The sequence below is a fragment of the Nocardia sp. 852002-20019_SCH5090214 genome (genome assembly GCF_001665865.1).
GTDB classification, from domain to species: Bacteria; Actinomycetota; Actinomycetes; order Mycobacteriales; family Mycobacteriaceae; genus Nocardia; species Nocardia nova.
Map to the genome: position 1 here is coordinate 1 of NZ_LZMK01000375.1, position 24,207 is coordinate 24,207.

15 protein-coding genes are annotated in these 24,207 nt (G+C 66.7%); all 15 read right to left on the reverse strand.

Annotated elements, in window-relative coordinates; all coding sequences use genetic code 11:
• Positions 1 to 118 precede the first annotated feature (118 nt).
• The 15 genes from A5780_RS30685 to A5780_RS30755 all read right to left on the reverse strand — a co-directional run bounded on the left by A5780_RS30685 (position 119) and on the right by A5780_RS30755 (position 24,193).
• Positions 119 to 319 (reverse strand): DUF5988 family protein, encoded by a 201-nt coding sequence (locus A5780_RS30685; protein WP_036497026.1) that lies wholly within the window; start codon positions 317 to 319, stop codon positions 119 to 121.
• Between the two features lie 156 nt (positions 320 to 475).
• Entirely contained in the window at positions 476 to 2,020 is a 1,545-nt protein-coding gene (locus A5780_RS30690; protein WP_030516810.1) for an acyl-CoA carboxylase subunit beta, read from the reverse strand.
• Complete coding sequence (pks13, locus tag A5780_RS30695; RefSeq protein ID WP_231983156.1) at positions 2,017 to 7,209, reverse strand: polyketide synthase Pks13; 5,193 nt, start codon at positions 7,207 to 7,209, stop codon at positions 2,017 to 2,019. The genes A5780_RS30690 and pks13 overlap by 4 nt, the downstream gene beginning before the upstream one ends.
• Positions 7,210 to 7,584: 375 nt before the next feature.
• Positions 7,585 to 9,507, reverse strand: coding sequence for a long-chain-fatty-acid--AMP ligase FadD32 (fadD32, locus tag A5780_RS30700; RefSeq protein ID WP_030516808.1), 1,923 nt, complete (start codon positions 9,505 to 9,507; stop codon positions 7,585 to 7,587).
• Between the two features lie 242 nt (positions 9,508 to 9,749).
• Positions 9,750 to 10,784 (reverse strand): LLM class F420-dependent oxidoreductase, encoded by a 1,035-nt coding sequence (locus A5780_RS30705; protein WP_030516807.1) that lies wholly within the window; start codon positions 10,782 to 10,784, stop codon positions 9,750 to 9,752.
• Positions 10,785 to 10,922: 138 nt separating this feature from the next.
• Positions 10,923 to 11,915, reverse strand: coding sequence for a cutinase family protein (locus A5780_RS30710; RefSeq protein WP_064910682.1), 993 nt, complete (start codon positions 11,913 to 11,915; stop codon positions 10,923 to 10,925).
• On the reverse strand, positions 11,912 to 12,460 hold the full coding sequence (locus tag A5780_RS30715; RefSeq protein ID WP_181065262.1) for a DUF732 domain-containing protein: 549 nt from the start codon (positions 12,458 to 12,460) through the stop codon (positions 11,912 to 11,914). Before A5780_RS30715 ends, A5780_RS30710 begins: the two co-directional genes overlap by 4 nt.
• Before the next feature lie 133 nt (positions 12,461 to 12,593).
• Positions 12,594 to 14,402 carry an alpha/beta hydrolase-fold protein gene (locus tag A5780_RS30720; RefSeq protein WP_064910684.1) on the reverse strand — a complete coding sequence of 603 codons (1,809 nt, stop codon included), beginning with the start codon at positions 14,400 to 14,402 and terminating at the stop codon, positions 12,594 to 12,596.
• Positions 14,403 to 14,635: 233 nt separating this feature from the next.
• A complete protein-coding gene (locus tag A5780_RS30725) occupies positions 14,636 to 15,565 on the reverse strand; it encodes an alpha/beta hydrolase family protein (protein ID WP_063016845.1) in 930 nt (309 codons plus the stop codon).
• 492 nt (positions 15,566 to 16,057) lie between these two features.
• Positions 16,058 to 17,068, reverse strand: coding sequence for an alpha/beta hydrolase family protein (locus tag A5780_RS30730; RefSeq protein ID WP_064902541.1), 1,011 nt, complete (start codon positions 17,066 to 17,068; stop codon positions 16,058 to 16,060).
• Between the two features lie 368 nt (positions 17,069 to 17,436).
• Positions 17,437 to 18,441 (reverse strand): alpha/beta hydrolase family protein, encoded by a 1,005-nt coding sequence (locus tag A5780_RS30735; protein ID WP_245658854.1) that lies wholly within the window; start codon positions 18,439 to 18,441, stop codon positions 17,437 to 17,439.
• 288 nt (positions 18,442 to 18,729) lie between these two features.
• Positions 18,730 to 20,688: a flagellar motor control protein ZomB gene (gene zomB / locus A5780_RS30740; RefSeq protein ID WP_063016851.1), complete on the reverse strand. Its 1,959-nt coding sequence runs from the start codon at positions 20,686 to 20,688 to the stop codon at positions 18,730 to 18,732.
• A gap of 4 nt (positions 20,689 to 20,692) precedes the next feature.
• The gene (locus tag A5780_RS30745) at positions 20,693 to 21,640 is read right to left on the reverse strand and encodes a decaprenyl-phosphate phosphoribosyltransferase (RefSeq protein ID WP_030516799.1); all 948 of its coding nucleotides are present in this window, start codon (positions 21,638 to 21,640) and stop codon (positions 20,693 to 20,695) included.
• Between the two features lies 1 nt (position 21,641).
• The gene (locus A5780_RS30750; protein WP_030516798.1) at positions 21,642 to 22,175 is read right to left on the reverse strand and encodes a phosphatase PAP2 family protein; all 534 of its coding nucleotides are present in this window, start codon (positions 22,173 to 22,175) and stop codon (positions 21,642 to 21,644) included.
• A gap of 62 nt (positions 22,176 to 22,237) precedes the next feature.
• Positions 22,238 to 24,193: a glycosyltransferase gene (locus A5780_RS30755; RefSeq protein ID WP_063016853.1), complete on the reverse strand. Its 1,956-nt coding sequence runs from the start codon at positions 24,191 to 24,193 to the stop codon at positions 22,238 to 22,240.
• Between the last annotated feature and the right edge of the window lie 14 nt (positions 24,194 to 24,207).

The following is a 24,207-nucleotide window of genomic DNA, read 5'->3' on the forward strand; positions in this document are numbered from 1 at the left end:
GGCCGGGACAGCTGCGCGTGTTCTGATCGTCGCTGCATACGACCACGGCGGGGGGCGCACATATCGTGCGCCGCCCGCCGTCGTCGTATGCAGCGATGTGGGATTGCCGGGCCGGGGCCTACACGTCGACGTGTTCGATCCACTCGTAGACCGGGAGATTGCCTTCGGGAGTGTCCTGGCGGCGTGGTGTGGATTTGAAACGTTCGTAGCCACCGGCGTTCTGCACGCGTAATTCGATGCCGGGTGGGGTGATGGGAACGATGCGGTGCGGCAGGTCGGCCGGCCCGCCTTCGAGTACAGCCTTCGGTGAGCTACCCATAGCTGAAGGCTCTCATATGGCGGCCCGCCGACCGGGCGATTCCACGAAAGACACGCGCTACCCGGCGTTCAACCGGACGTTACCCCGGCATACCCGCGACAGCGCCACCCGGACCGCTCGTGCGGTGCGGGCGGCGCTGTGCGCTCATGTGCCGCTCTACAGCGGCAGCAGGTGGTGTTTGCGCGGGTTGCGCTGCAGGCGCTTGTCCCGCAGCAGCGTCAGCGCCTTGCGGATCTCCAGGCGGGTCGCCGAGGGTTCGATGACCGCATCGATGTAGCCGCGCTCGGCCGCGGGCCACGGGGTGGCCGCGGTCGCGTTGTAGAAGTCGATCATCTGTTTGCGGATGGCCTCACGCTGATCCTCCGGCGCCGCTTCGAGCTGGCGACGGCCGACCAAGCCGACCGCCTGCTCCGCACCCATCACGGCGATCCGGGCGGTGGGCCAGGCGAAGTACACATCCGCGCCCAGGGCCTTGGACCCCATGACCGCCCAGCCGCCGCCGTAGGCCTTGCGAACCACGACGGTGACCTTCGGAACCGTCGCCTCCACGAAGGAGAACAAGAAGCGGCCGCCGCGCTTGATGACGCCGGCCTTCTCCTGTTCCAAACCGGGCATGAAGCCGGGCGTGTCCACAACCAGCACCAGCGGAATTTCGAACGCATCGCACATCCGCACGAAATGCGAGGCCTTGTCGGACGCCTTGGCGTCGAGCGCACCCGCCAGGTACATCGGCTGGTTGGCGACGACGCCGACCGACCGGCCGTCGACCCGGGCGAAACCGGTGATGATGTTGCGGGCCATATCGGACCCGACCTCGTGGAAGCCGCCGTCGTCGAAGATCCGCAGCAGCACCTCGTGCATGTCGTAGCTGGCGTTGTCGGAGTCGGGGACGAAGCTGTCGAGTTCCAGATCGGTTTCGGTGATCTCGGGCTCGAGGCCCGGATTGACGATCGGCGGCTCCTCCTGACAGCTCGACGGGAGGAAGCTCAGATATTCGCGCGCCCACTCGAACGCCGCCTTCTCATCCTTGGCGACGTGGTGGATATTGCCCCAATCGGCCTGGTTGTAGGCGCCGCCCAGCTCGTCGGCGCTTACGTCCTCACCGGTGGCCTCGCGAGTGATCTGTGGGCCGGTGACGAACATGTGCGCGGATGCGGTGGCGATCACGACATCCGTACAGATCGGCTGATATACCGCACCGGCGGCACAGTTGCCGAGGATCAGCGACACCATCGGCACCGCACCCGAGAGCGATTCCTGAACGATCGCCATCTCGCCGTACCAGCGCAGCGAGGTCACCGCCTCCTGCACGCGCGCGCCGCCGGAGTCGTTGATGCCGACCAGCGGGCAACCCATCTTGGCGGCGAAGCGCATGAGTGAGGCGACCTTGCGGCCGAACATCTCGCCGACCGTCCCGCCGTACACGGTCTGGTCGTGGGAGAACACCGCCACCGGCCGGCCTTCCACCAGCCCGTGGCCGGTGACCACACCGTCGCTGTACAGCGAGTTCTTGTCCGCCGGATTGCGAACCAGCGCACCGATTTCCACGAAGGTACCCGGGTCCAGCAGCATGTTGATCCGCTCGCGCGGCGAGGGGATACCTTTCTTGGCCCGCTTGGCAATCCCCGCTTCGCCGGCCGGCTCCTGCGCGAGTTCCAGCTTCTTCCGCAGGTCGGCAAGCCTCTCGGCGGTCGTACTCACTGCTCTCCCTTCCCGGGCGCATCGTCGGCTTCGGTGCTGATCGCGGCCAGTTTCCGGGTGAGGTCGGCACCGATCTGCGCGACGCGCGGTTCATCGATGATCTGGAGGTGGTCACCCGGGATGTGGATGACTTCCAGGTTGGGGATGTAGTCGTCCCATCCGCCGTTCGGCTTGCGTTCGGCGAAACGAGGCTCGAGCTCGATCATGCCGTCGTGATACCGATCGGCCAGATAGAGAACGACATCGCCCTCGTAGTGAGACGGCTGGGCCTTCTCCAACTCACGGCTTTCGATCCACGAGTAACGCTGGTGTTCGATGACACCACCCGGGATCTTCACGTCAGCGAATTTCAGCAAATCCGTGACGATTTTGAACTGCTCCTCGTCGGACGCCTCCGCGAGTTCCTGCAGCATCTCGTCGTCCAGTTCGCCTTGAATGCCGTAAGTCTTCTGCGCAAAGGCTTGGAAACGCTCGATGCGGCCGCGCCGTCCCTGAGGACTGTTGTCCTCATCCTGGGTAGGCAGAGCCAAGTCGATCAGGCCGACCAGACGGACGTCCGCACCCTCCGAACGAAGGATCTGTGCCACCTGCAAAGCCAGGACCGCACCCAGTGACCACCCGTAGAACACGTACGGGCCAGCGGGCTCGATTTCCCGAATCTTGGTGACGTACTGACGCGCCCGTTCCTCGATGGAACCGTCGACCCGCTCGAAGCCGTACATCGGAGTACTCTCCGGCAGCCGCTTCAGCAGGGGTTCGTAAACGAGCGTATTACCGCCGGAGGGATGGAATACGAAGACCGGCACAGCTTTCGAGCCTTCGGCTCGCGGCCGCAGGGGCCGTACGAATCCTTCGACGTCACCGCTGTTGTCCTGGTGTACCCGGACGATATCCGACAGTTGCTCGATGGTTTCGCAATCGAGCACATCCTCGACGTCGATCGTCGCGCCGACCCGATCCGACAGGCGCGCGGCCAGCTTCTCCGCGGTCTCCTCGTCGAGGATCGGCAGGGTGTTGAAGATGCCGCCGGCCGACTTACCGGTCACCATCGCCCAAGCCGCGAAGGTCAACCGCTCGGCCGCATCACGCGGGGGCACATCGGATTCCGGTTCCTTGGTGCCCGCGTCTCGGCCGCCGCCGAACACTGCCGCCGCCTGCGCGGGAGCGGTGCCGTTCTCGGATCCGGTCTTCGCATCGACCGCGTCGCCGGCGGGAGCAACCGTCTCGGCCGGCTTCGGCTCGGTGGCCTCCACCTGCTGCTTCACCGCCGCGGCCGGGTCCTCCCCGGCCTCCATCGCCGCGCGCGCGGCGGCGACGAAGTTGTCGTCCACGGTGAGCGAACCACCCTCGGCGGCTTGCTTTTCCGCCATCGCCGCGACCTGGTCGCGGTGCTCTATCGCGTAGCGCAGCACCTTGCCGACCTCGTTGAGGCTGGCATCGCGCACCGCGGAGACCTGCAGCGACGGGATGTCGAATTCGTATTCGACGCGGTTCTTGATCCGCATCGCCATCAGCGAGTCGAGCCCCAGCTCCATCAGCGGGATCTCCATCGGCAGATCCTCCACGGCATAACCCATGGATTCCGCGGCGATGGTGGCCAGGCGCTCCTCGACGGTCTGCGTACCGTTCGGATCCCAGCGTTCGCCGAAGCTCTCCGCGACGACGAGATCGGCTGTGCCTCTGTCCGTCTCGGCCGGAGCGGGAGTGGGCTGGACCGCGGGAGCCGGAGTTCCGTTGCCGGACGGCGCGCTCGCGGTGACCACCGCATCGAACAGCAGCCGGAACGCATTGCCCTCGCGGACGTGCACCTGCACCGAGGCTCCGCCCGGATGCGGGGTGAGCGTCGTGGTCAGGGTGCCGGACGCCGGCAGCGGGGAATGCGCGACGGTCGCACCCAGTGCCACCTCCGACAACACCTGCGCCGCAGCCGCATTCACCAGACCGGCCAGATCGGTGACCGCCGAGGCCGCGACCTCCCAGGCGTGGCGGCCGTCGGGCAGCGCCACGTGCGCACCGGGTGCGCGACCGCTGCCCGAACCCGTCGCGATGCTGACCTTGGGCCAGTACTCCTTGCGCAGGAAGGCCGTTCGCGGCACATCGGCGTAGTCACCGGCGGGCAGCAGCGACACCAGGTCGACCGGATGGCCCTGCACATACAGCTGGGCGAGCGCGGAGATGACGCCCGCGGCCTCGTCCTCCTTACGCTTGAGCGTGGGGATCAGGGCCGCGTTGTGCACACCGGCGGCGAAGGTCGTGCCCATGACCTGCATGAGCGCAACGGAATTCGGCGCCAGTTCCAGGTAGGTGGTGACGCCGGCGTCGACGGCGCGGCGGATCGCGTTGGTGAAGTACACCGAGCCGCGCATATTGGTCACCCAGTAATCGACATCGTGTACCGGGTCCGAACCGGCCTTGTACACGGTCGCCTTGTGCACGGTCGAGTAGAGATCCGTGGTCACCTTGGTCGGCTCGATACCGGCCAGCTCCGCGGCCAGCTCGCCCAGCAGCGGATCCATCTGCGAGGTGTGTCCCGCGCCGCGCGTCTGCAGTACCCGGGCGAATTTGCCCTCGGCCTCGGCGCGCGCCACGATCGCGTGCACCTGGTCGGGCGGCCCGCCGATCACGGTATTGGTCGGCGCGGCGTACACCGCCACCTCGAGATCCGGATACTCCGGCAGCACCTTCTCGATATCTTCGGCGCTGTACTCGACCAGGGCCATATTGCGCACCTGGTCGTCGGTGATCATCTGCTCGCCCTCGCCCATCAGCCGCGAGCGTGCGCAGATCACCCGCACCGCGTCCTCGAGCGGGAGGCCACCGGAGATGTAGGCACCGGCCGCCTCACCCTGCGAATGTCCCACCACGCCCGCCGGTTCGGCGCCGTGCGCACGCAGCAGCGCGGCCAGACCGAGCTGGATGGTGAACACACCCACCTGCGAGGTGCCCACATCCCAGTCCTGGGCGTCGTCGAGGATCATCTCCTTGACCGAATATCCGGCCTCGTCGACAACCAGTTCGTCGACCTCGTCCACGGTCCGGGCGAAGATCGAATTCTCCAGATAGAGCTGCTTACCCATCTTCCGGTGGTGCGAGCCGAATCCGGCCAGCACCCACATCGGGCCCTGGGCGGCCGGGGAATCGGCGGTGAACACACCCGGTCCCGGCTTACCGGCGGCGATGGCGCGCAAGCCGGCCACTGCCTCCTCGTGCGTCTTCGCCAGCACCACGCCGCGCGAACGCCCGTGGTTGCGCTTGGCCAGCGACCGTGCCACATCCTCGAGCGGAGTCGCCTGTCCCGCTTCGGATTCCAGCCAGTCGGCGAGGTCGCTCGCGGCCCGGCGACGGCGCGACGGCAGGTAGGCCGAAACCGGCAGGATCACCGGCAGGGGCTCGGTGCGTTCCTGCGTCCACTCGGCAGCCTCGGCGACGGGCTCGGGTTCGGCCAGCGGATCGTTGCCCTCGATGATGGCCTCGGCACCGGCGAGCACATCGGTCGCCTCGTTGTCGAGTTCGGCGTCGAGCTCGGTTTCGGCCGAAGTACCCTGCGCCGCATCGTCTTTCACCTCGGTGGCGGCGGCCGGTACGTATTCCTGGATGACCACGTGCGCGTTGGTGCCACCGAATCCGAATCCGGAGACACCGATGGTGGCGGTACCGCTGTAGCGCGGGAATTCGGTCGGCTCGTCGACGACCTTCAGGTGTGCCTGATCGAACGGAATGAAGGGGCTCGGCCCCGCATAGCCGATATTCGGCGGAATGACGTTGTGCTGCAACGCCAGAATCGCCTTGGCGAGGGCGGCGGCGCCGGCGCCGGATTCGAGATGTCCGAAGTTGGTCTTCGCCGAACCCAGCAGCGCCGGCTTGTCGTCTTCGCGCCCACGGCCGACCACCCGGCCGAGCGCGTCGGCCTCGATCGGATCACCGATCGGGGTACCGGTGCCGTGTGCCTCGATGTAGTCGACGGTCGAGGGCGCGATACCGGCATCCCGGTACGCGCGGCGCAGGACATCGACCTGGGCATCCGGATTCGGGGCGACGATGCCGTTGGAACGGCCGTCGGAGTTGACGGCAGTGCCCTTCACCACCGCGAGAATTCGGTCTCCGTCGCGTTCGGCGTCGGCCAGGCGCTTGAGCACCACCATGCCGGCGCCCTCACTGCGGACCATGCCGTCGGCATCGGAGGAAAACGCTTTGATGTGGCCGTCTTTCGCGACCGCGCCGATGGAGTCGAATCCGAGCGTGATCGCGGGGGCCAGCAGCATGTTCACACCACCGGCCAGCGCCACGTCGGCGTCGCCGTTGCGCAGGGCACGCACCGCGTCGTGCACCGCTACCAGGGTCGAGGAGCACGCGGTGTCCACGGCTACCGAAGGACCGCGGAAATCGTAGAAGTACGACACCCGGTTGGCGACGATCGCGGTGGAGCCGCCCGTGAGGGCGTAGGCATCGGCCGAGGCCGGAGCGTCGGCGTCCGACTTGCCCAGCCCCAGTGCGGCGATCAACGAGAAATCGTTGGTCGAGGTGCCGATGAACACGCCGACCGATTCACCCTTGAGGGTATTCGCCGGAATTCGCGCGTGTTCCAACGCTTCCCAGGTCAGCTCCATCATGAGCCGCTGCTGCGGATCGACGCGCTCGACCTCGACCGGCGACATCGCGAAGAACTCCGCGTCGAAGCCCTTGATCACATCCTGGTCGAGATAGCCGCCGAGGGTATTGCCGTTCTCGACGGCCGCCGCGATATCCGGATCGGCCAGGAATTCGGACCAGCGGCCCTCGGGCAGCTCCCGGATGCCGTCGCCCCGGTTGATCAGGAAATCCCAGGTCGACTCCGGCGTATCGCCTGCTCCGGGCAATCGCGTGGACAGACCGACGATGGCGATATCGTGCGCCGCCCCCGGCTGGTATCCGGCGGTGTAGAAGGAGTCGTCGGCCGCCTCCTCCGGCGCCTCCGGCTCACCGTTGATGATCCGCTCGGCGAGCGCCGCGATCGTCGGGTGCTGATACACGATCGTCGCGTTCAGCAGGACGCCGGTGAGCTCTTCGATATCACCGCCCAGGGCGATCGCGTCACGGGAGGCCAGGCCGAATTCCTCCATCGGCCGGTCGACCGTGATCTGCTCCACGGGCTGGCCGGTGGCGTCGGCGACCCAGCGCTGCAGCCACTCGCGCAGCTCGGCCACCGACATATCGGTGCCGCCGGATTTCGCCGCGCCGCCCGGTTCGGTCACACTCTGTTCGGTCGCAGTGGTCTGCTGCTCCACCTCGGCGTTCGCGTCGCCGGTGGTTGCCGTCGTCTGGGTGCCCTCGTTGTCAGCCATCAATTCCTCAAGCTACCTGTGTGCGAATGTTGCGCGGGCGGGGATTGACAGCCGATTCGCCGTCATGTGGATAAGTCGCGGGTTGTGGACAACCCGCCGGCAGATCGCGTCCCCCGGCGAATTCCACACCGCTGCGGGCTGCCGGCCGGCCCGTCGAACGGGCACGTCACAGCGACCAACGGACCGGCCGGGGCGACGAGAAACCCCGATCTCGGAACGGTGGGAATTCACCGGGAACACGACTTACTCTTCGTCCGGTGCGTCGGGGAAGGCCTGCTGCTGATAGCCGCCGCGCAGGGTGCCCTCCAGATACGCGGCCCGGCACGCCCGGCGTGCCAGCTTGCCGCTCGAGGTACGCGGAATCGAACCGGCGGGCACCAGCAGCACGTCACGCACGGTCACGCCGTGACGCTGCGACAGCGCACCGCGCACCGCGTCGGCGATCGGCTGCGGGTCGGCCTTGTGCGCGCCCGGGCCCCGCTCGGCCACGATCACCAGCTGCTCGGAGGCGTCGTCGGCGTCGTACTTCAGACCGGCGTGGCTGTCCGAGGCGAAGACCTCGGCCGGCAGCTGGTTGGCCGGCACCGAGAACGCCGCGATGAAGCCCGGGCGCAGCATCTTGCTGGCCTCCTGCGCGGAGAACTCCAGATCCTGCGGGTAATGGTTGCGGCCGTCGACGATCACCAGGTCCTTGACGCGGCCGGTGATGTACAGCTCGCCGTCGACGTAGACGCCGTAGTCGCCGGTGCGCAGCCAGATCGCGTCGTCGGGGGTGCCGGCGGCGTGCGAGCCCTCGGCCTGGCGGTTGGTCAGCAGGTTCTTGAAGGTCTTGCGAGTTTCCTCCTCGCGACCCCAGTAACCGATGCCGATGTTGTTGCCGTGCAACCAGATTTCGCCGACGCGGCCCTCGGGCAGCTCCTGCGCGCCCTCGGGGCTGTCGATGGATTCGGGGTCGACGATCGCGGCCCACTGCGACAGCGCGATGTAGCCACAGCTCACCTGCGCGATCGCGTTCGGCGCGCCCTGGTCGACCTTCACCACGCGGCCGGCGTTGAGTTCGTTGCGGTCGACGTAGATGACCTTGGCCTCGTCCTCGGCCCGCGTCGCGGAGACGAACAGAGTCGCCTCGGCCATGCCGTAGCAGGGCTTGATCGCAGTCTTGGGCAGCCCGTAGGGGGCGAAGGCCTCGTTGAACTTCTTCATCGACGAGGTGGTCACCGGCTCACTGCCGTTGATCAGGCCGATCACGTTCGACAGATCCAGCGTTTCGCCGTTCTTCGGCAGACCGCGCGCCGCGGCGTGCTCGAAGGCGAAGTTCGGCGCGGCGGCGAAGGTGCCGGCACCGTCGGATACCGCGGCGAGCTCGGAGATCCAGCGACCCGGGCGCCGGACGAAGGCGCTCGGCGACATGATGGTGATGTACTTACCGCCGATCGCCGGCAGGATCACGCACAGCAGGCCCATGTCGTGGTACAGCGGCAGCCAGGTGACACCGCGCGAGTTCCAGTCCAGATTGATGGCGTGAACCATCTGCAGCAGGTTGGTGCCGACCGCGCGGTGGGTGATCTCCACGCCGGCCGGGGTCCGGGTCGAACCCGAGGTGTACTGCAGGTAGGCGATGTCGTCGACGGCCAGATTCGGCCGCACCCAGGACTCGCCGAGAGTGTCGGGCACCGCGTCGACGGCGATGATGCGCGGACGCTGCGCGGCCGGCAGCGGCCGGAAGAACTGGCGCACGCCGGCGGCCGAGGAGCTGGCCGTCAGAATCGCCGACGGCTTGCAGTCGCCCAGTACGGCGTGCAGGCGGTCGGTGTGGCCCGGCTCGTCCGGATCGAACAGCGGCACCGCGATGGTGCCGGCGTAGATGGCGGCGAAGAAGGAGATCACATAGTCCAGGCCCTGCGGCGCCAGGATCGCCACCCGGTCGCCGGGTTTGGTCACCTGTTGCAGGCGAGCGGCCACCGCGCGCAGCCGGACGCCGAATTCCTTCCAGGTCAGGTCCTGATACTCCCCGTCGCGCTCGCGGGAGTAGTCGATATAGCGATACGCAAGATCGTTCGCATCGTTGCGGGTGTGCTTCTCGACGTAATCGACCAGGGTGCGGCCCTCGGGAATTGCGATGTTCCCGGTTTCGTCCAGGTAGTCGTCGAAAGTCTCGTCCGTCATTCCTTCTCCTCCGAGGCACACGCAGCACGGCGACATGGCCGCTGTTACCTGTGAGGCCCCGACTCTCTTTCACCCGCGGGCGCTCTGTGGTGGGAGAGCATGCCTGCAGCTTTTTCCGGTGGTCTGCGCGGTGACCACCTATCGGCTAGATGTACTCGAGCCAGGGACATGTTACAGAGCAGGCCCCGAAGCGGTCTCCGGAGCGAGCCGAACGATTCCCCGGCTTGCACGGTGGCGACTCGCTACGGCTCCTCTCGCAGCAAGGGGATCACCGGTGCGAAAGCATCCATCTGGGTCGGAAACACTCCGACATAGGACATCGATGTCAATCGCCGCACGTTACGGATCTGCTCGGCGATCTCCTCGAATGTGCCGATGGCCACATAGGGCGAATTCAGGATGTCTTCCACCGACAGCTGGACATCGACCTCGAGATCCGGGTGCAAACCCTTGTCAAGGGCGGCCAACGCCATCTCGGCCGTGCGCTCGCGATCGTCGGTGATCACGACGGCGGTGATGGTCCAGTTGAGTTCGATGTCGGGGAACCGGTCCCCGGCGGCCTCCTTGATGAGATTCACCTTCTCGATGGTCTTCTCGAGGGTGATTCCCGACAGCAGGCCCTTACCGGTCTTGGTCGTGCGCGGCACAACCGAGATGATGTCGGCGTGCTTGGCGGCCAGCCGCAGCATCTTGGGGCCGCCACCGCCGGTCACCAGCGGCGGGCGCGGGCCCTGCCGCGGCCGCGGCGTGCCCTTGATGCCGCGCACCTGATAGTGCTTGCCCTCGAAATGGCATTCCTGCCCGCGCAGGAGCACATCGAGAATGGTCAGCGCCTCGTCCAGCTTCTCCAACCGCACGCCCGGCGATTCGTAGGGCAGGCCGGCGGCTTCGAATTCGCTCTTGATCCAGCCCGCGCCGACGCCGAGTTCCAGCCGCCCGCGCGAGAGCACGTCGATGGTCGCGGCGTCCTTGGCCAGCACCACCGGATGCCGGAAACCGTTGGCCAGCACCGAGGTTCCGATCCGGATGCGGTCGGTGGCCACGGCCAGCGCGCCGAGCGCGGCGATCGGCCCGACCTGGGGGCCGAGGTGGTCCGGAATCGCGAAGGAGTCGTATCCGTATTCCTCGGCCTGCTGGGCGAGCTTGACGAATTTCCGCGCACCGCCCTCCTGCTGATTTCCTTCACCGGCAGCAGCGAATCGGAACGCGCGCGCCGGAACACCCAGCGCTGTCATCTCGACACCGCTGGTCGCGCCGGCGGCGGCGGCTTCTGTCATGAACTCTCTGCTCCTGGCTGTGCGGATGTGCGCTGTGGCGCGATCATCGCTGCACTTTACAGCCTTCACCAAAATCTGAGTGACCCTCGGGTTTACTTTTTTCCCGGGAGCTCCGGCGACCGCGGTCACCGCTGGTCGTCAGCCGTGCGCCGGGTGGGGCGCGTCCTTGATCAGCCCCTCGGCCCAGGCGGCCGCCCATTGAGTGGCCGTGGTGCCCTGATCGTCCACCTGGAAGGTGTTGTAGAGGCTGTGCACCGGATTGCCCACGGCATGGACCAGGGTCATCAGGCTGGGCACGATATTCACCGGATTCAACGCCTGCTGCGGGGCGTCGCAGATCAGATCCCCGGGCGCGCAGATGGTGTTCGTGCGCCCGGCCAGCGAACCGAAACCGGCACGTGGCCCCGTCATGGTGATGCCCGGAACCGACAGGCCCTTCAGCGCGACCTCCGCGCCCACACCCGGCGGGGAGACCCCGATCTCACCGGCCTGTCCGGGCCCGTTCACGCGACGGCCGTCGGCGATCAGCGTCACACCGAGAACCTGGTCGGCGGCGACCGGTCCCTGCCCGGCGCCGATCTGTGCCGCGATATCACCCGCGATCACGGCGCCCTGCGAGAATCCGGCGATCACATAGTTGGTGAGCGGGCAGTTCTTCGACATATCGGTGAGTTCCGCCAGCGCACGCTGCGTGCCCTCGGACCGGCTGTTGTTGTAGGACGATTGACCGTCCGGCGGAAGCGCGATCGGATTGGAGAATTGCGCGACGTAGGGGACGGTGTAGACGTCGAGCCGGGACTCCGGGAACTGCTGGCGCACCGGATTGGTCACATGCAGCATCAACGACGCCGGATTGGCCGTCGGATCGTGCGGGTCGTCGTTGCTGTTCGACTCCCAGGTGCCGGGAATCGCCAGTAACTGCACATCCGGGCAGGAGGCCGGCTGGCTGCTGGGCTTACCGGGCTTCGGCGGTCCCGGCTTCGGGACGTGCAGCCGGCCCGCGAGCACGAACCACAGCACCAGCGCCACGATCGCCACCAGGACCGCGATCAGCACGAACAGCAGACAGCCCGGCCGCCGGTTGCGGCCGGGACCGCCCGCGGCGTATCCGGAACGTCGTCGCGCGTTCACTTGTTGCAGTAGGACTGGGTCGCGACGTCGATGTAGATCTGGCCCGCCTGTTCAACCGACATCTTCTGCGGATCGAAGGACGGGTCGGTGCCCGCCATCGCGTTCACGAACGTCTTGACCTCCTGATCGGAGGCGCCGCTCGCCTTGCTCTGGCAGACGTAGTTGGCCGCGGTGATCGCGATGTCCGGGCTGGACGGATTCACCCCGCGCTTCTTCAACTCGTCCAGATAGGCCTGATCCTTCGCCGACAGCTGCGTGTTGTCACCCGAGTTCGGCTGCGCCGGCTCCGGACGCTCGTTCGCGCTGCTGGTGGCCGGGGCCTGTTCCTGGGTCGGCTCGGGCGCCGCCGGCGCGCTGTTCGGCGCACTCTGCGCGGGCGCGACCGTGGCGGTCGTGGTGGACGGCTTCAACGTGGGCGTGCTCGAAGCCGTGGAATCGTTACCGCCGCAGGCGGCCAGTAATCCCGTGGCCGCCAGCGCGACCATGATGCCGGCGACCTTGCCACCGGCGATGTACCGTTCTCCGACCGGACGGGTCCGAAGCATGAATCGTGTCCTCGATCTAGTTCGCTGAGGGCTAGAACTCCTAGCAGGTCGCGCTCCAGGTTAACGGCAACCGGCGCGGACAGGGATCCCATGGCCGGAACCCTCATCAACCACTTAAAGGTGATTTATCGCCCTAGGCTCCGTGTACCTCGGGCGGTTTGCCGTCGCGCACGACGACGAATCCGGTCTGGAAATTCTGCTGCACGCCCCCGGGAACCGGGAACTCGTCGCTGATGGGGTAGCCGAGCTTGCCGTTCTCGAAGCCCTGCTGCCCCCACGCGTCCATGATCGGGCCGTTGCGAACGGCCCATGCCCCCGAGAGCGGACTCCAGTAGATGTTGCCGCCCTCGAACTTGCTGTAGCGGCCCAGATCCTTGGTCGGCTGTTCCTCGGCGGCCGGGAAACCGAGCCAGCTGTTCTCGAAGCCCATCTGCGCGTACTTACCGAGGATCAGGCCCTGCACCCGGTGCGCCCCGGTCTTGTCGCTGAAGTACATCGGACCGCCCTGGAAGCCCTGCACCACGCCGTCCTTGTTCGGCGTTTTGGCCTCCGGCCCGGTCGGATAGCCGGCGGGGCCACGTTCGAAGCCCTGCCGCTCCCATTCGGCGAGAATCGCCCCGCGGATCACCTGGGCGCCGGTCTGCGGCGTCCAATAGACCGAACCGCCCTGGAAGGTCTGGAAGCGGCCCTGACCGTCCGGCAGTGGCTGTTCGGCGGCGGTGGGCAAGCCCAGCGGGCCGCCCGGTCCGGCCGTCGCCTGGTAGGTCCCGCCGATCGCTCCCGCGACCGCATGCGCGCCGGTGGCCTGCGACCAGAACATCCGGCCGCCCTTGAAGTCCTGCGCGCTGCCGTTGGTCACCTGGTATTCGCCGGTGACGCAGTCACCCAGCCACTTGTCGATCTGCACGGCCGCGGCGACCGCGCCGTTCACCGCGCAGGCGGGTTTGTCGGCCTCCACGCCGAGCGCGGCCGCGGCCTGGGACCAGGACTGACGCATCTCGAAATCCCAGTACGGCCACGAATGTGTGCCGGAGGGGCGGTAATTGGCCTGGACCGGAATCGACAGCTTGTTCAGCTTGTCGACGAAGTTCTGACTGGTCAGCCGGGACAGCATTTCCAGGCCCATCCCGGCGTAATTGGTGCTGATGCCCGGGATGTCGGAAGGCTTGTCGTAGGCGCCGGTGGTGCCGCTGCCGGCGGAAACGTACAGGCTGATGCCCTTGAGCTTCGGCGCCAGCTGATACGGATCGTGTTCGGACCACTCGGCATTCGTCGGCGGGCCCCACATGGCGTTGGCGTCGAATCCGCCGGCGTCGCGCATCGCGAACATGATCGCCTGTGGCATACCGACACTCGTGGTGGTCAGGAAGCCCGAATACGAGGCCGCGTACTTCACCCAGCCGGGATTGCGGCCGGCCAGGAACATCGCGGCCGTACCGCCCATCGAAAGCCCCTCGACGCCACGGGCATCGGTGGCGCGCCACTGGTTCTCCAGCAGGGGCGGCAATTCCTTGGTCAGGAAGGTTTCCCACTTGTAGTTCTTGCCGTTGTCCTGCTGCACCCAGTCGGAATAGAAGCTCGACTGGCCGCCGATGGGCAGCACCACGGTGACGTTCTTGTCCGCGTAGAAGTCGACGGCCCCGGCATCCTTGGTCCAGCCGCTCTCGTCGTCCTGAGCGCGCAGGCCGTCGAGCATGAACAGCAGTGGAAATCGCGCGTCCGGGCGGGAATTCCAGTCGCGGGCCAGCAGTAGTTGCACCTGGACGGGTGAACCCATGGACGGCGAATTCACCCACAGAGCGACGCGGCGATCGGTCAGCCAGACGACCTTCTCGATCACCGCCCCGGCCGGTGCGGGCACCGCGGCGGGTTCGGCGAATGCCGGCAGCGGTGCGACGCTGATTCCGGAAGCCATCGGCACGACCACGGCAGCGGCCAGCATCGCGAGTCGTCGACGGCCCCAGCGGCCGCGACGAACCGTCCCCCGTCTACCAGATGCCACACCTGCCACAGGAGTGTTGTACCGCGCCCGGACGGCTCGAGGCGGTAGGACGCGCGGACAGCAAACCTTAGAAATCGCAGCGCACAACGCAACCGGCGCCCGCCCGCAACATGCCGGCGCCGCGCAGATCTGATCTGCGCGGCGCCGGGTTCAGCTGTTGTTACGGCCCTTGATCAGGCGTTCAATGCGGCCAGAATGCCCGTGCGGGCCTTTGCCAGCTCGTCCTGCCAGTAGAGCCAGGAGTGGGTGCCCGTGGGCGGGAAGTCGTAGGCGGCCGGAATGCCCAGCGAGTCCAGGCGAGCCTTGAACGAGTGGGTGCTGACCATCGAGATCAGCTCGATGCCCATGGCGTTACCGGTATTGAACGCACCGACAAGGCCGTTCGGGTGGTCGTACTGACCGGGCAGACCACTGGCGGCCGAGATGTACATCGGCAGACCACGCAGCTGCGGCGCGAACACCATCGGGTCCGAACGCAGCCACTGCGGGCTCCACGGCGCGGCCATCGAGTCGACGTTGAAGCGGCCGGCGTCGAGCATCATCACGCGAATCGCCTCGCGCATACCGGGGGCGTTCCAGTTCAGCGGACCGGAGAACGAGGCCGCGTACTTGAACTGGTCCCGGTGGAACGCCGCCAGGCGCAGCGCCGCCGGACCACTCATCGACAGACCGGCGACCGCGTAGTTGGTCCGCGAAACCCCGTAGTTGCTGAGGAAGTCCGGAAGTTCCTTGGTGAGGAACGTTTCCCACTTGTAGGTGAACTTCTGGCCGTTGGTGTTGCTCGGGCCCTGCCAGTCGGCGTACCAGCTGGACTGGCCACCCACCGGCATCACCAGGGTGACGTTGTCGTTGCCGAACATCTGCTGCGCGTTGGTCTCGAACGACCAGGCGTTGCGGTCGTCGCGCGCACGCAGGCCGTCCAGCAGCAGCAGCGCCGCGTTACCGCCGTTGCGCGCCCACTGCACTTGCACCTTCACGGGCCCCATGCTCGACGGAACCATCAGTTCGTCGTAGCCGCCCGCGGGAGTCTGGTGCACGGGTGCGTGAACGGGAGCGGCGATGGCGGCCGGGGCCATGATGCCCGCCGCAATCGGGAGTGCCATCGCGGCACCCGCAGCGAGAAGTCGTGTGCGCCAACCACGCTGAGCGCCTCGCCGCCCTCTGGGGGCTGACTCCGGCGCGAGCGCCGAATGCGAAACCGGCGCGGCCGACCTGCCGAAACGCATGGATACTGCTCTCTTTCTGCTGCTGTCTGCTGTTGTCGCCGCGCCACGACCACTTCCGTCAGCGACGGCATGATCTGCACCCACGTCGAACCCGACCTTTCGACATGAGCGACGCCGCGGCTACGAACGGTCACACTTGCGCTCGCTGGACGATATTCGACCGCCCAATCGTTAGCAACACGGACCCCGCCGGGTGGCTGAAATCCGCCCGTGCGCCATTCGTAATCGTGCAGTGACCCTATCGCGTCCGGCCGGAAATGACAGCGTGAAATGACGAATCAACTACTGCGCCGGTGAATTTCACCAGGAAACACCGAACATGGCTCGGACCCCGGCGGTTTCGGCCGGGGCCCGAGATGTCGCGGATGTTCAGCCGATATTCGCCGAAAGGTCCGGAATCATCCGGTATGCCTCGGCTTGCCAGTTGAACCAGTCGTGCACACCGACATTCGGGAACGAATACACCGCGTTGGTCGCGCCCAGCGTCGCCATCCGCACCTGGAAGGCCCGGGTATTCGCCAATGCCAGCACCTCCAGCGGCGCACCGCGCATGATGTGGTCGGCGGCCGCCGGCAGTGGCAGGCCCAGGTCCTCCTGCGACGGCACACCGCTGCCGGCGGCGATCCAGAGCCGGGTGTTGTTCGCGATCAGGCGTGGCGCGAATACGAACGGGTCCATTCGCAACCACTGCGGGCCCCACGGCGGAGCCATCGAATCGACGTTGTAACCGCCCGCGTCGATCATCGCCATCCGAATCGCCTCCCGCATACCGGGGGCGGAAATGTTCAGATAGCCCGAGAACGATCCGGCGAAGCTGAACTGATCCGGGTGATACGCGGCCAGCGTCAGCGCGGCGCTACCACCCATCGACAATCCGAACGCGCCGTTGCGGCTGGCCCGGAACCCGAGCCGATCACGCAGGGCATTGCGCAACTGGCCGGTCAGGAACGTCTCCCAGTCGTAGCGATAGTCCTTCCCCGGCCCACCCAGGAATGCCTCGGTCACACCGGATCCGGTGTTGGCCGAACCGAAATTGCTCGGCGGGACGCCGAAGAACGAGCTGGGCGCATTCCAGTCGGCGTAGAAACTGGATTGGCCGCCGACCGGCATGACCACGTTGATATTCCAGTCGGTCAGTACCTGCGCGACATTCGTCTCGATCTCCCAGCCGTTCAACGTCTGGGGTGCCCGCAGACCGTCGAGCGCGTAGACCACGCGATCGGTGTTGCCGTCCTTGGCCCGGAAAATACGGGACTTGACCGCGCCCATCACCGGAGAATCGACCCAGAAGTCGAAGCCCGACGGGTCGAATGCCGCCGATGCGGTCGCGCCGTTGCCGAGTACCGAAACTCCCAGTGGCAGCAACAGTGCCAATGCCATGCCCAGCGCCGAGCGCCTGAGCCGCGAACGCGGCGCCTGACCAGGCCTTCCTCCGAGCAACGGCTTCCTGCGCGCAATTCGCATCGACACGGCCTTTCGCCAGAAGCGGCGGTCGCAACCGATCCCACACCGCACGAACCACCGCTCGTTCCGGACAACACAGACAAAGCGTTTCGGCGAAGGCGCTCGCCGCTGTACTGCAGGGTTCTTCGATACCAATCGAGTATCGGTGATCGAGTAGCGCGACCGAATGATTCAACACGGAAATAGTCCGAAAGGTGATCTGCGGCACAGGTCGTCAGGACGGTTCCGCATACGACACAGCCCCGCAGCGGACATCCGCTGCGGGGCTGTGAGTCGTGCTGATATCAGCCGATATTGGCCGACATATCCGGGAGCATCCGATAGACCTCGTCCTCCCAGTTGTGCCAGTTGTGCACACCCACGTTCGGGAAGTCGTAGGTCACGTTGCCGGCGCCCAGGGTCATCATGCGGACCTGGAAGGCGCGGGTGTTGGCCAGCGCCAACGCCTCCAGCGGCGACCCCTGGACGATGTCGAGCGGGGCGACCGCGTCCTGCGGCGACGGAATGCCGCTGCCGGCCGCGACCCACAGCCGAGTGTTGTTGGCCTTCAACCGCGGCGCGAACACGAACGGATCCATCCGCAACCACTGTGGGCCCCACGGCGGCGCCATGGCGTCGATGTTGTACCCACCGGCGCTCAGCATCGCCACGCGCATGGCCTCACGCATACCCGGCGCCGAGATGTTCAGGTAGCCCGAGAACGAGCCCGCGTAGCTGAACTGGTCCGGGTGGTACGCGGCCAGGGTCAGGGCGGCGCTACCGCCCATCGACAGGCCGAAGACGCCGTTGCGGTGCGAGCTGAAGCCCAACCGCGAGCTGAGGGCATTGGGCAGATCCTGGGTGAGGAAGCTTTCCCACTTGTAGGTGTTGACCTTGCCCAGCGTCTCGTTGTAGTTCGAGGAACCGGTCATCGCCGAGCCGGTCGAGGCCGAGCCGGACGAGCCGGCCGAACCGGTGTCGATGCCGAAGAAGTTGCTCGGCGCGTTCCAGTCGGCGTAGAAGCTCGACGGACCGCCGACCGGCATCACCACGTTGATATTGGCGTTGACCAACGCCGGGATGATGTTGGTTTCCTTCTCCCAGCCGCTGATGTCACCCTGGGCGCGCATACCGTCGAGGGCGTACACCACCCGTCCGGTGTTGCCGTCGGCCGCACGGAAGATGCGCGACTTGATCGGGCCCATCGACGAATCGACCCAGAAGTCGATACCCGTCGGATTGAAGGCGGCGGCCGCATGTCCGGCCTCTGCCACCGACACCCCGAACGGCAGCAACGTCGCCAAAGCCACGCCCACCGCGGACCGCTTGAGCCACCCGGCTCGATGAGGCGCCGACGGCTGCTGCGACCGTCTCCGACGTCTCTGCTGCACCCATCGCACAGTCACGCCTCGCATACCCTGTCCGGCCTTTCCCGTAGCGCGGCCCGTCCGACCGCTGTTCTTCTCTGCGAATGATCACCCGTGCGCATGCTGAGATGCGCCCCCGACGGACGTCCGTCACCGAGCGTATGGTGAAATCGATACATCGGCGTTATCAAACCGAGACTAATACACGACTTCTTCGTTGTCGTCGGCGGTCTAGTTCGGCACCGGGGGCGGTGTCGTCGGGTCCACCAGATGGCAACGCTGGATCTCGTATTTGGGCACCCGGTCGATGCGGTACTTCGCGAAATGCAGCGACTGGATGACATTGTGCTTGAACCGATCCCAGGTCAGCGGGGCTCGATACGAGGCCAGCAGATCCTGAGTCGGCGGGCACGACAGCGCGGTCCGCGCCTGACGCACCCACTTCTCGTCGAGGAACCACGGCATCCACGGATGCTGGTCGACCATACCGGTATCGACGATCACCCAGTCCGGATACAGGTTCTTGTCGTGTCCGATACGTCCGTCGGCCAGCCGGTCGGTATGCGCGGCCAACGGGTAGGCCAGGCCCTCCTGATCGATGACGCGCACGCTCAGCGGCACGTTCATGCTGGTCATGCCCAGGTTGAGGAAGTAGACGGTGTGCCCGTACCCGCCCGGCGGAATCGGCAGCGGCGGCGGCGCGACGTACCACATCATGAACGAGGGCGAGTTGATCAGCAGGCCACCGTCCGGCGTGGCGGCGATGTCCTGCAGCATGGCCCGCATGCGCGGGTAGTCCAGATAGTCCTCCGCCAGCACCGGGTGGTCGTGGCCGCTGTTGAGGACGTAGTAGATCCGCTCGTCCACGATGCCCGAGGCACTGATCTGCCCGCCCGAGGTGTCGGCGGTGGTGTTGGCCGCGAACAGCGCCCAGCCGACCGTCCCGGCCCAGGCGATCAGCGGCAGGGCGAACGACCACCGCAGCCATTCGGAACGGTCGCCGACCGGCAACCGCACGGGCAGCACCGAAACCGGCAGCATCAGGCAGAACAGCTGTGGCAGCAGCATGCGGCCGTGCATGAAGTCGCCGCCGACGCGCATATTGAACAGCACCAGCAGCAGACCGCCGCCGACCATCAGCGTCACCACCGCGGCCGGGGAGCGCAGCCACCGCTGCAGCCGGATCCGTCGTCCGGTTTCGCCGGACGGTTTGGCATCGGGAGTCCGGCGGCTCCGTCCGCGCAGCAGCACGGCGGTCACCACGACGAGGACCAGCAGCGGAATCCACAGGTAGTACGGGCCGACCAGATCCCACAGATATTTCAGGCCCTGGCCCCATTTCGCGCCGCCGGCCTCCTTGGCCACCGCGGTGTTCGGATAGGGCAGGCCGTAATAGCCCATGCGCCAGATCTGATAGCCGACCGGCACCGCGCCGCCGACCGCCACCAGCAGCGCGCGAATCAGCACCGGGCGCAACCGGGTACGCGGCACCGGTGCGAAAAAGAGCATGAGCAGCGCCAGACCGCCGATGACGGTCATCTCCGGGCGGACCACCCAGCACAATCCGGCCCAGAAGCCGGTCACGAGAAGTTTTGCCAGGCCGCGCTTCTCGTCCTGACTCCAGCGCAGCAGCAACCACCACAGCACGCCGAGCCAGAAGATGACCAGGCAGTTCTCCAGGCCGGAGGTGGCGTAGTCGCGAGCCGGCGGCACGGCGATGTAGACCAGCGCACCGGCGGGCAGCAGCAGCGTCGGCGCGGTCCGGGTCACCGGGCGCCACAACCGCGCCGAACCCACCATGGCGAAGACGACGGCCAGCAGCGAAAGGGTCAGCGCGACAGCCAGACTGACGTATTCGAGCCGGGCGTCGCTGACCCAGCTGAAGAACCAGATCACATACGTCCAGGCCGCGCTGGTATTGGTCTCCACCCGCTCGCCGGCGTTGAAGACCGGGCCGTTCCCGGCCAGCAGATTGCGCACGGTGCGCAGGACGATCAGGCCGTCGTCGGCGATCCAGCGCCGTTGCCAGGCACCGATACCGAACAACGCGACGGTGACGATCACCCCACCGACGAATACCGTGCGGGAGAGCACCGAAAAGCGGCGCGCGGCATCGCCATCGCGCTGTAGTGCGCGATCGGACGACTCCGCGTCTGCCCCCTCCCCATGTTCGTCTCCCGCTACCAGCATCTCGTCAGGTGAGATAGACAGCGACACCTACCGCTCCGATCCAGGCGATGGCCAGGAGCTGCAATATGCGATCCCCCAGCGCGATCTCTTCGGGTTCCCCGGCCTCGCCGCCATCGACGTCGACCGCGTAGCGCAGGACTGCGATGGTAAACGGAATCATCGAGATCGCGAACCACTGGGTGTGCTTGTGATCGGTTTCGAAGGCCCACAGCCCGTAGAAGACCACCACCGCGGTGGCCGACAGGGTCCAGATGAAGCGCAGGTAGGTGGGTGTGTAGTACTGCAGCGACTTGCGGATCTTGGCGCCGGTGTCGAGCGCGATCTTCAACTCCGCGTAGCGCTTACCGGCCGCCATGAACAGCGAACCGAAGGCCATGATCAGCAGGAACCACTGCGAGAGCCGGATATCGGCGGCCGCGCCACCGGCGACCGCGCGCAGCAGGAAGCCCGAGGACACGATGCAGATGTCGAGCACCGCTTGGTGTTTCAGGCCGAAGCAGTAGGCCAGCTGAATGCCGATGTAGACCGCCATCACGACGGCCAGATGCCAGGACGCCAGGAACGACGCCGCGATCGAGCCGACCAGCAGCACCGCGGAGAGCGAATACGCCAGGTTCACCGGCACCACGCCGGCCGCGATGGGCCGGAAGCGCTTGGTGGGGTGCGCGCGGTCGGCCTCGACGTCGAGCGCGTCGTTGACCAGGTAGATACCCGAGGCCGCCATGCAGAACACGACGAACGCGATCGCGATATGGGCGACCACGGTCGCATCCGCCAGCACGTACGCACCGGAGGCCGCGTCCTTGCCCGCGGCCAGTGGCGCCGCCAGCACGAGGACGTTCTTCACCCACTGCCGTGGCCGCACGGCCTTGACGATTCCGCCGGCCAGCGTCTTCGGCGGACCCTTGAGGACGGCTTCGTCGAGGTCGGTGCCGGTCGGCTCTTCACTCATATCAGCGAGGGTTCTTTCCTGTGCGGTCACTGGCGAATCTCTTTTCGGCGGCTAGCACGGCTGCGGCGGATGCCGCACCCAGAGCGGATCCGGCGAGCACGTCGGAGGGATAGTGCACTCCCAGAACGACCCGGGAGAGCAGCATCGGCGGCACGAGCACCGCAGGCAAGGGTAGCCCGGTCAACTTTCCGAGCAACACGGCCGCCGCCGTCGTGGAGGTGGCGTGCGAGGACGGGAAGCTCAGTTTGCTCGGCGTCGACACGTTGACCTGCACCGATGGATCGTGCGGGCGCGGGCGCCGGACGACGCGCTTGATGACGACGGAGGCGGCGTGCGCCCCGAAGGCGCCCACCGCGACTCCGGCCCACTGACGCCGGCGGGACTTGTCGACCAGTGCGCCCGCGGCGCCGATGGCCATCCAGCCGAGCGCGTGCTCACCGAAATGCGACATCCCGCGCGCGGCCTTGATCACCGGCGGGGTGCCGATGGCGCCCTGGACGGCGTTGAGGATCTTGACCTCCGCGGGCTTGGACACCTCGGGGTCCGCCACCACCTGCAAGTGCGGGGCGCTGGCCGGATCGGAGGAGGCTGGGGCGGTCATTTGTCCTCACTAGTGTTGATTCCGAACGCGTTCTCCCAGGCCGCGGTGCTGGTCAAGCGCGCGTGTGCGGCACGGTACCGCTCCCGCAGCTCGGGGAACCGCGCGGCCAGTTCCCGGCGCAATCGCATCGCCTCGGTGAACAGCTCCCGGGCCTGGCGCGGATCGCGCTTGCGGTAGACCACGCCACGCCCGTCGGCTGTGGTCACGGTAACCCCGTCGACCTGCGAGAGCAGGAACCAACGCGCGTCCAGTGTCGGGACGTTCAACTGCGGGCGATCGTGATGTTCGGTCTTGGCCTTGCGCAGGTTGTGCGCCACGCCCTTGCCGAGCCGGACGATCTTGGCCAGCGGATTCGACGGTTCACCGACCGCGCCCACATCGGCGCCGCTGGGCAGCGGCAGGTCCGTCGAGGAGCCGACGATCACCGCATCCGGGAATTCCTTGCGCATCGCGGCGACCTGGCCCAGCGCGGTGGGCAGCAGTTCGAACAGCTTGTCCGGTCCGGCGAGGAAATCGCGAATCGCCTGGTTCTGAATGGCGACCGTCGAATATTCCAGGCACAGCAGATGTTTCAGCGTCGCCTTGACCGTATTGACGATCATCGGACGGCCGTCGTTGCCGAGGTGCAGCGCCGCGACCACCAGGCGGTTGCGCAGGTGGAAATACGCCTGCCAGTCGATGGCGTCGTCCTTGTCGCTCCACGCCATGTGCCAGACCGCCGCACCCGGCAGCGTGACCGTCGGATATCCGGCCGCCCGGGCGCGCAGCCCGTACTCCACGTCGTCCCACTTCAGGAACAGCGGCAGCGGCTGACCGATCTGCTCGGCCACCACGCGCGGGATGACGCAGGTCCACCAGCCGTTGAAATCGACATCGATGCGCCGGTGCAGCAGTTTGGAATTGTCGCGGTCGCGCAGCGGATACTTCGAGAAATCGTGGTCGTATTCGACATTCGGCGCCGCGGTCCACATCCAGATGCCGCGGTCGACCACCTCGCCCATGGTGTGCAGATGCGAACGCTCCTGCAGATTCAGCATCTGGCCGCCCACCAGCGTGGGTGTGCGCGAGAAACGGGCGAAGGCCAGCGCGCGCAGAATGCAGTCCGGCTCGATCTCGATATCGTCGTCCATGTAGACGATGTATTGCGCGTCCGTGGTTTTCAGCGCCTCGTACATGACGCGGCTGTATCCGCCGGAACCACCGAGATTCGGCTGATCGTGAATGGCGAGCCGATCGCCGAGAACCGCGGCGGCCTCGGCGAATCCGGGTTCGTCCACGGCCTTGCGATTGCCCTGATCGGGAATGATCACGGCCTTGATCTTCTCCAGCACCAGCGGATCGGAACCGAGGGCCGCGAGAGTGTTCACACAGTCGGTGGGCCGGTTGAAGGTCGGCATGCCCACCGCGATGCTGCCCTCACCGGGCGCCTCGACCGGCGCGTACCACCCGCCGCTGCGCAATTCGACCGCGGAATCGGTGGTGATGTCGAACCAGATCCAGCCGCCGTCCTCGAACGGCGCCAGATCGACCTCGAATTCCACGGTGGTGATATCGGCCGGCGCGGTGAGCGATTCACGGCCCGCCGAGGCTGTCGCGAATTCGTTGCCGCGCACGTGGATCCGGGAACCGTCGGCCTTGGAACGGTAGACGTCCACCCGGCCGTGCCCGGACAGGTCCAGGCGCAGCACCACCGATTCCAGAATCGTCCAGCGTCGCCAGTAACTGGCCGGCACCGCATTGAAATAGGTGCAGAACGACACTTCGGATTCGGCGCCGATCGACAGCGAGGTGCGCGTGGGAGCATGCGCGCGGCGAGCGTTCGTCGCCGATTCCTCCAGATACAGCGTCCGCACATCCAGCGGCTCGCCGGGGCGAGGCAGAATGATGCGCTGCAGCAGGGATTTCGCGCGGGTCTCGGTGCTCATATCCTCGAGGGTCACTTGTGCGGTCATTTCACTTCCTGCAT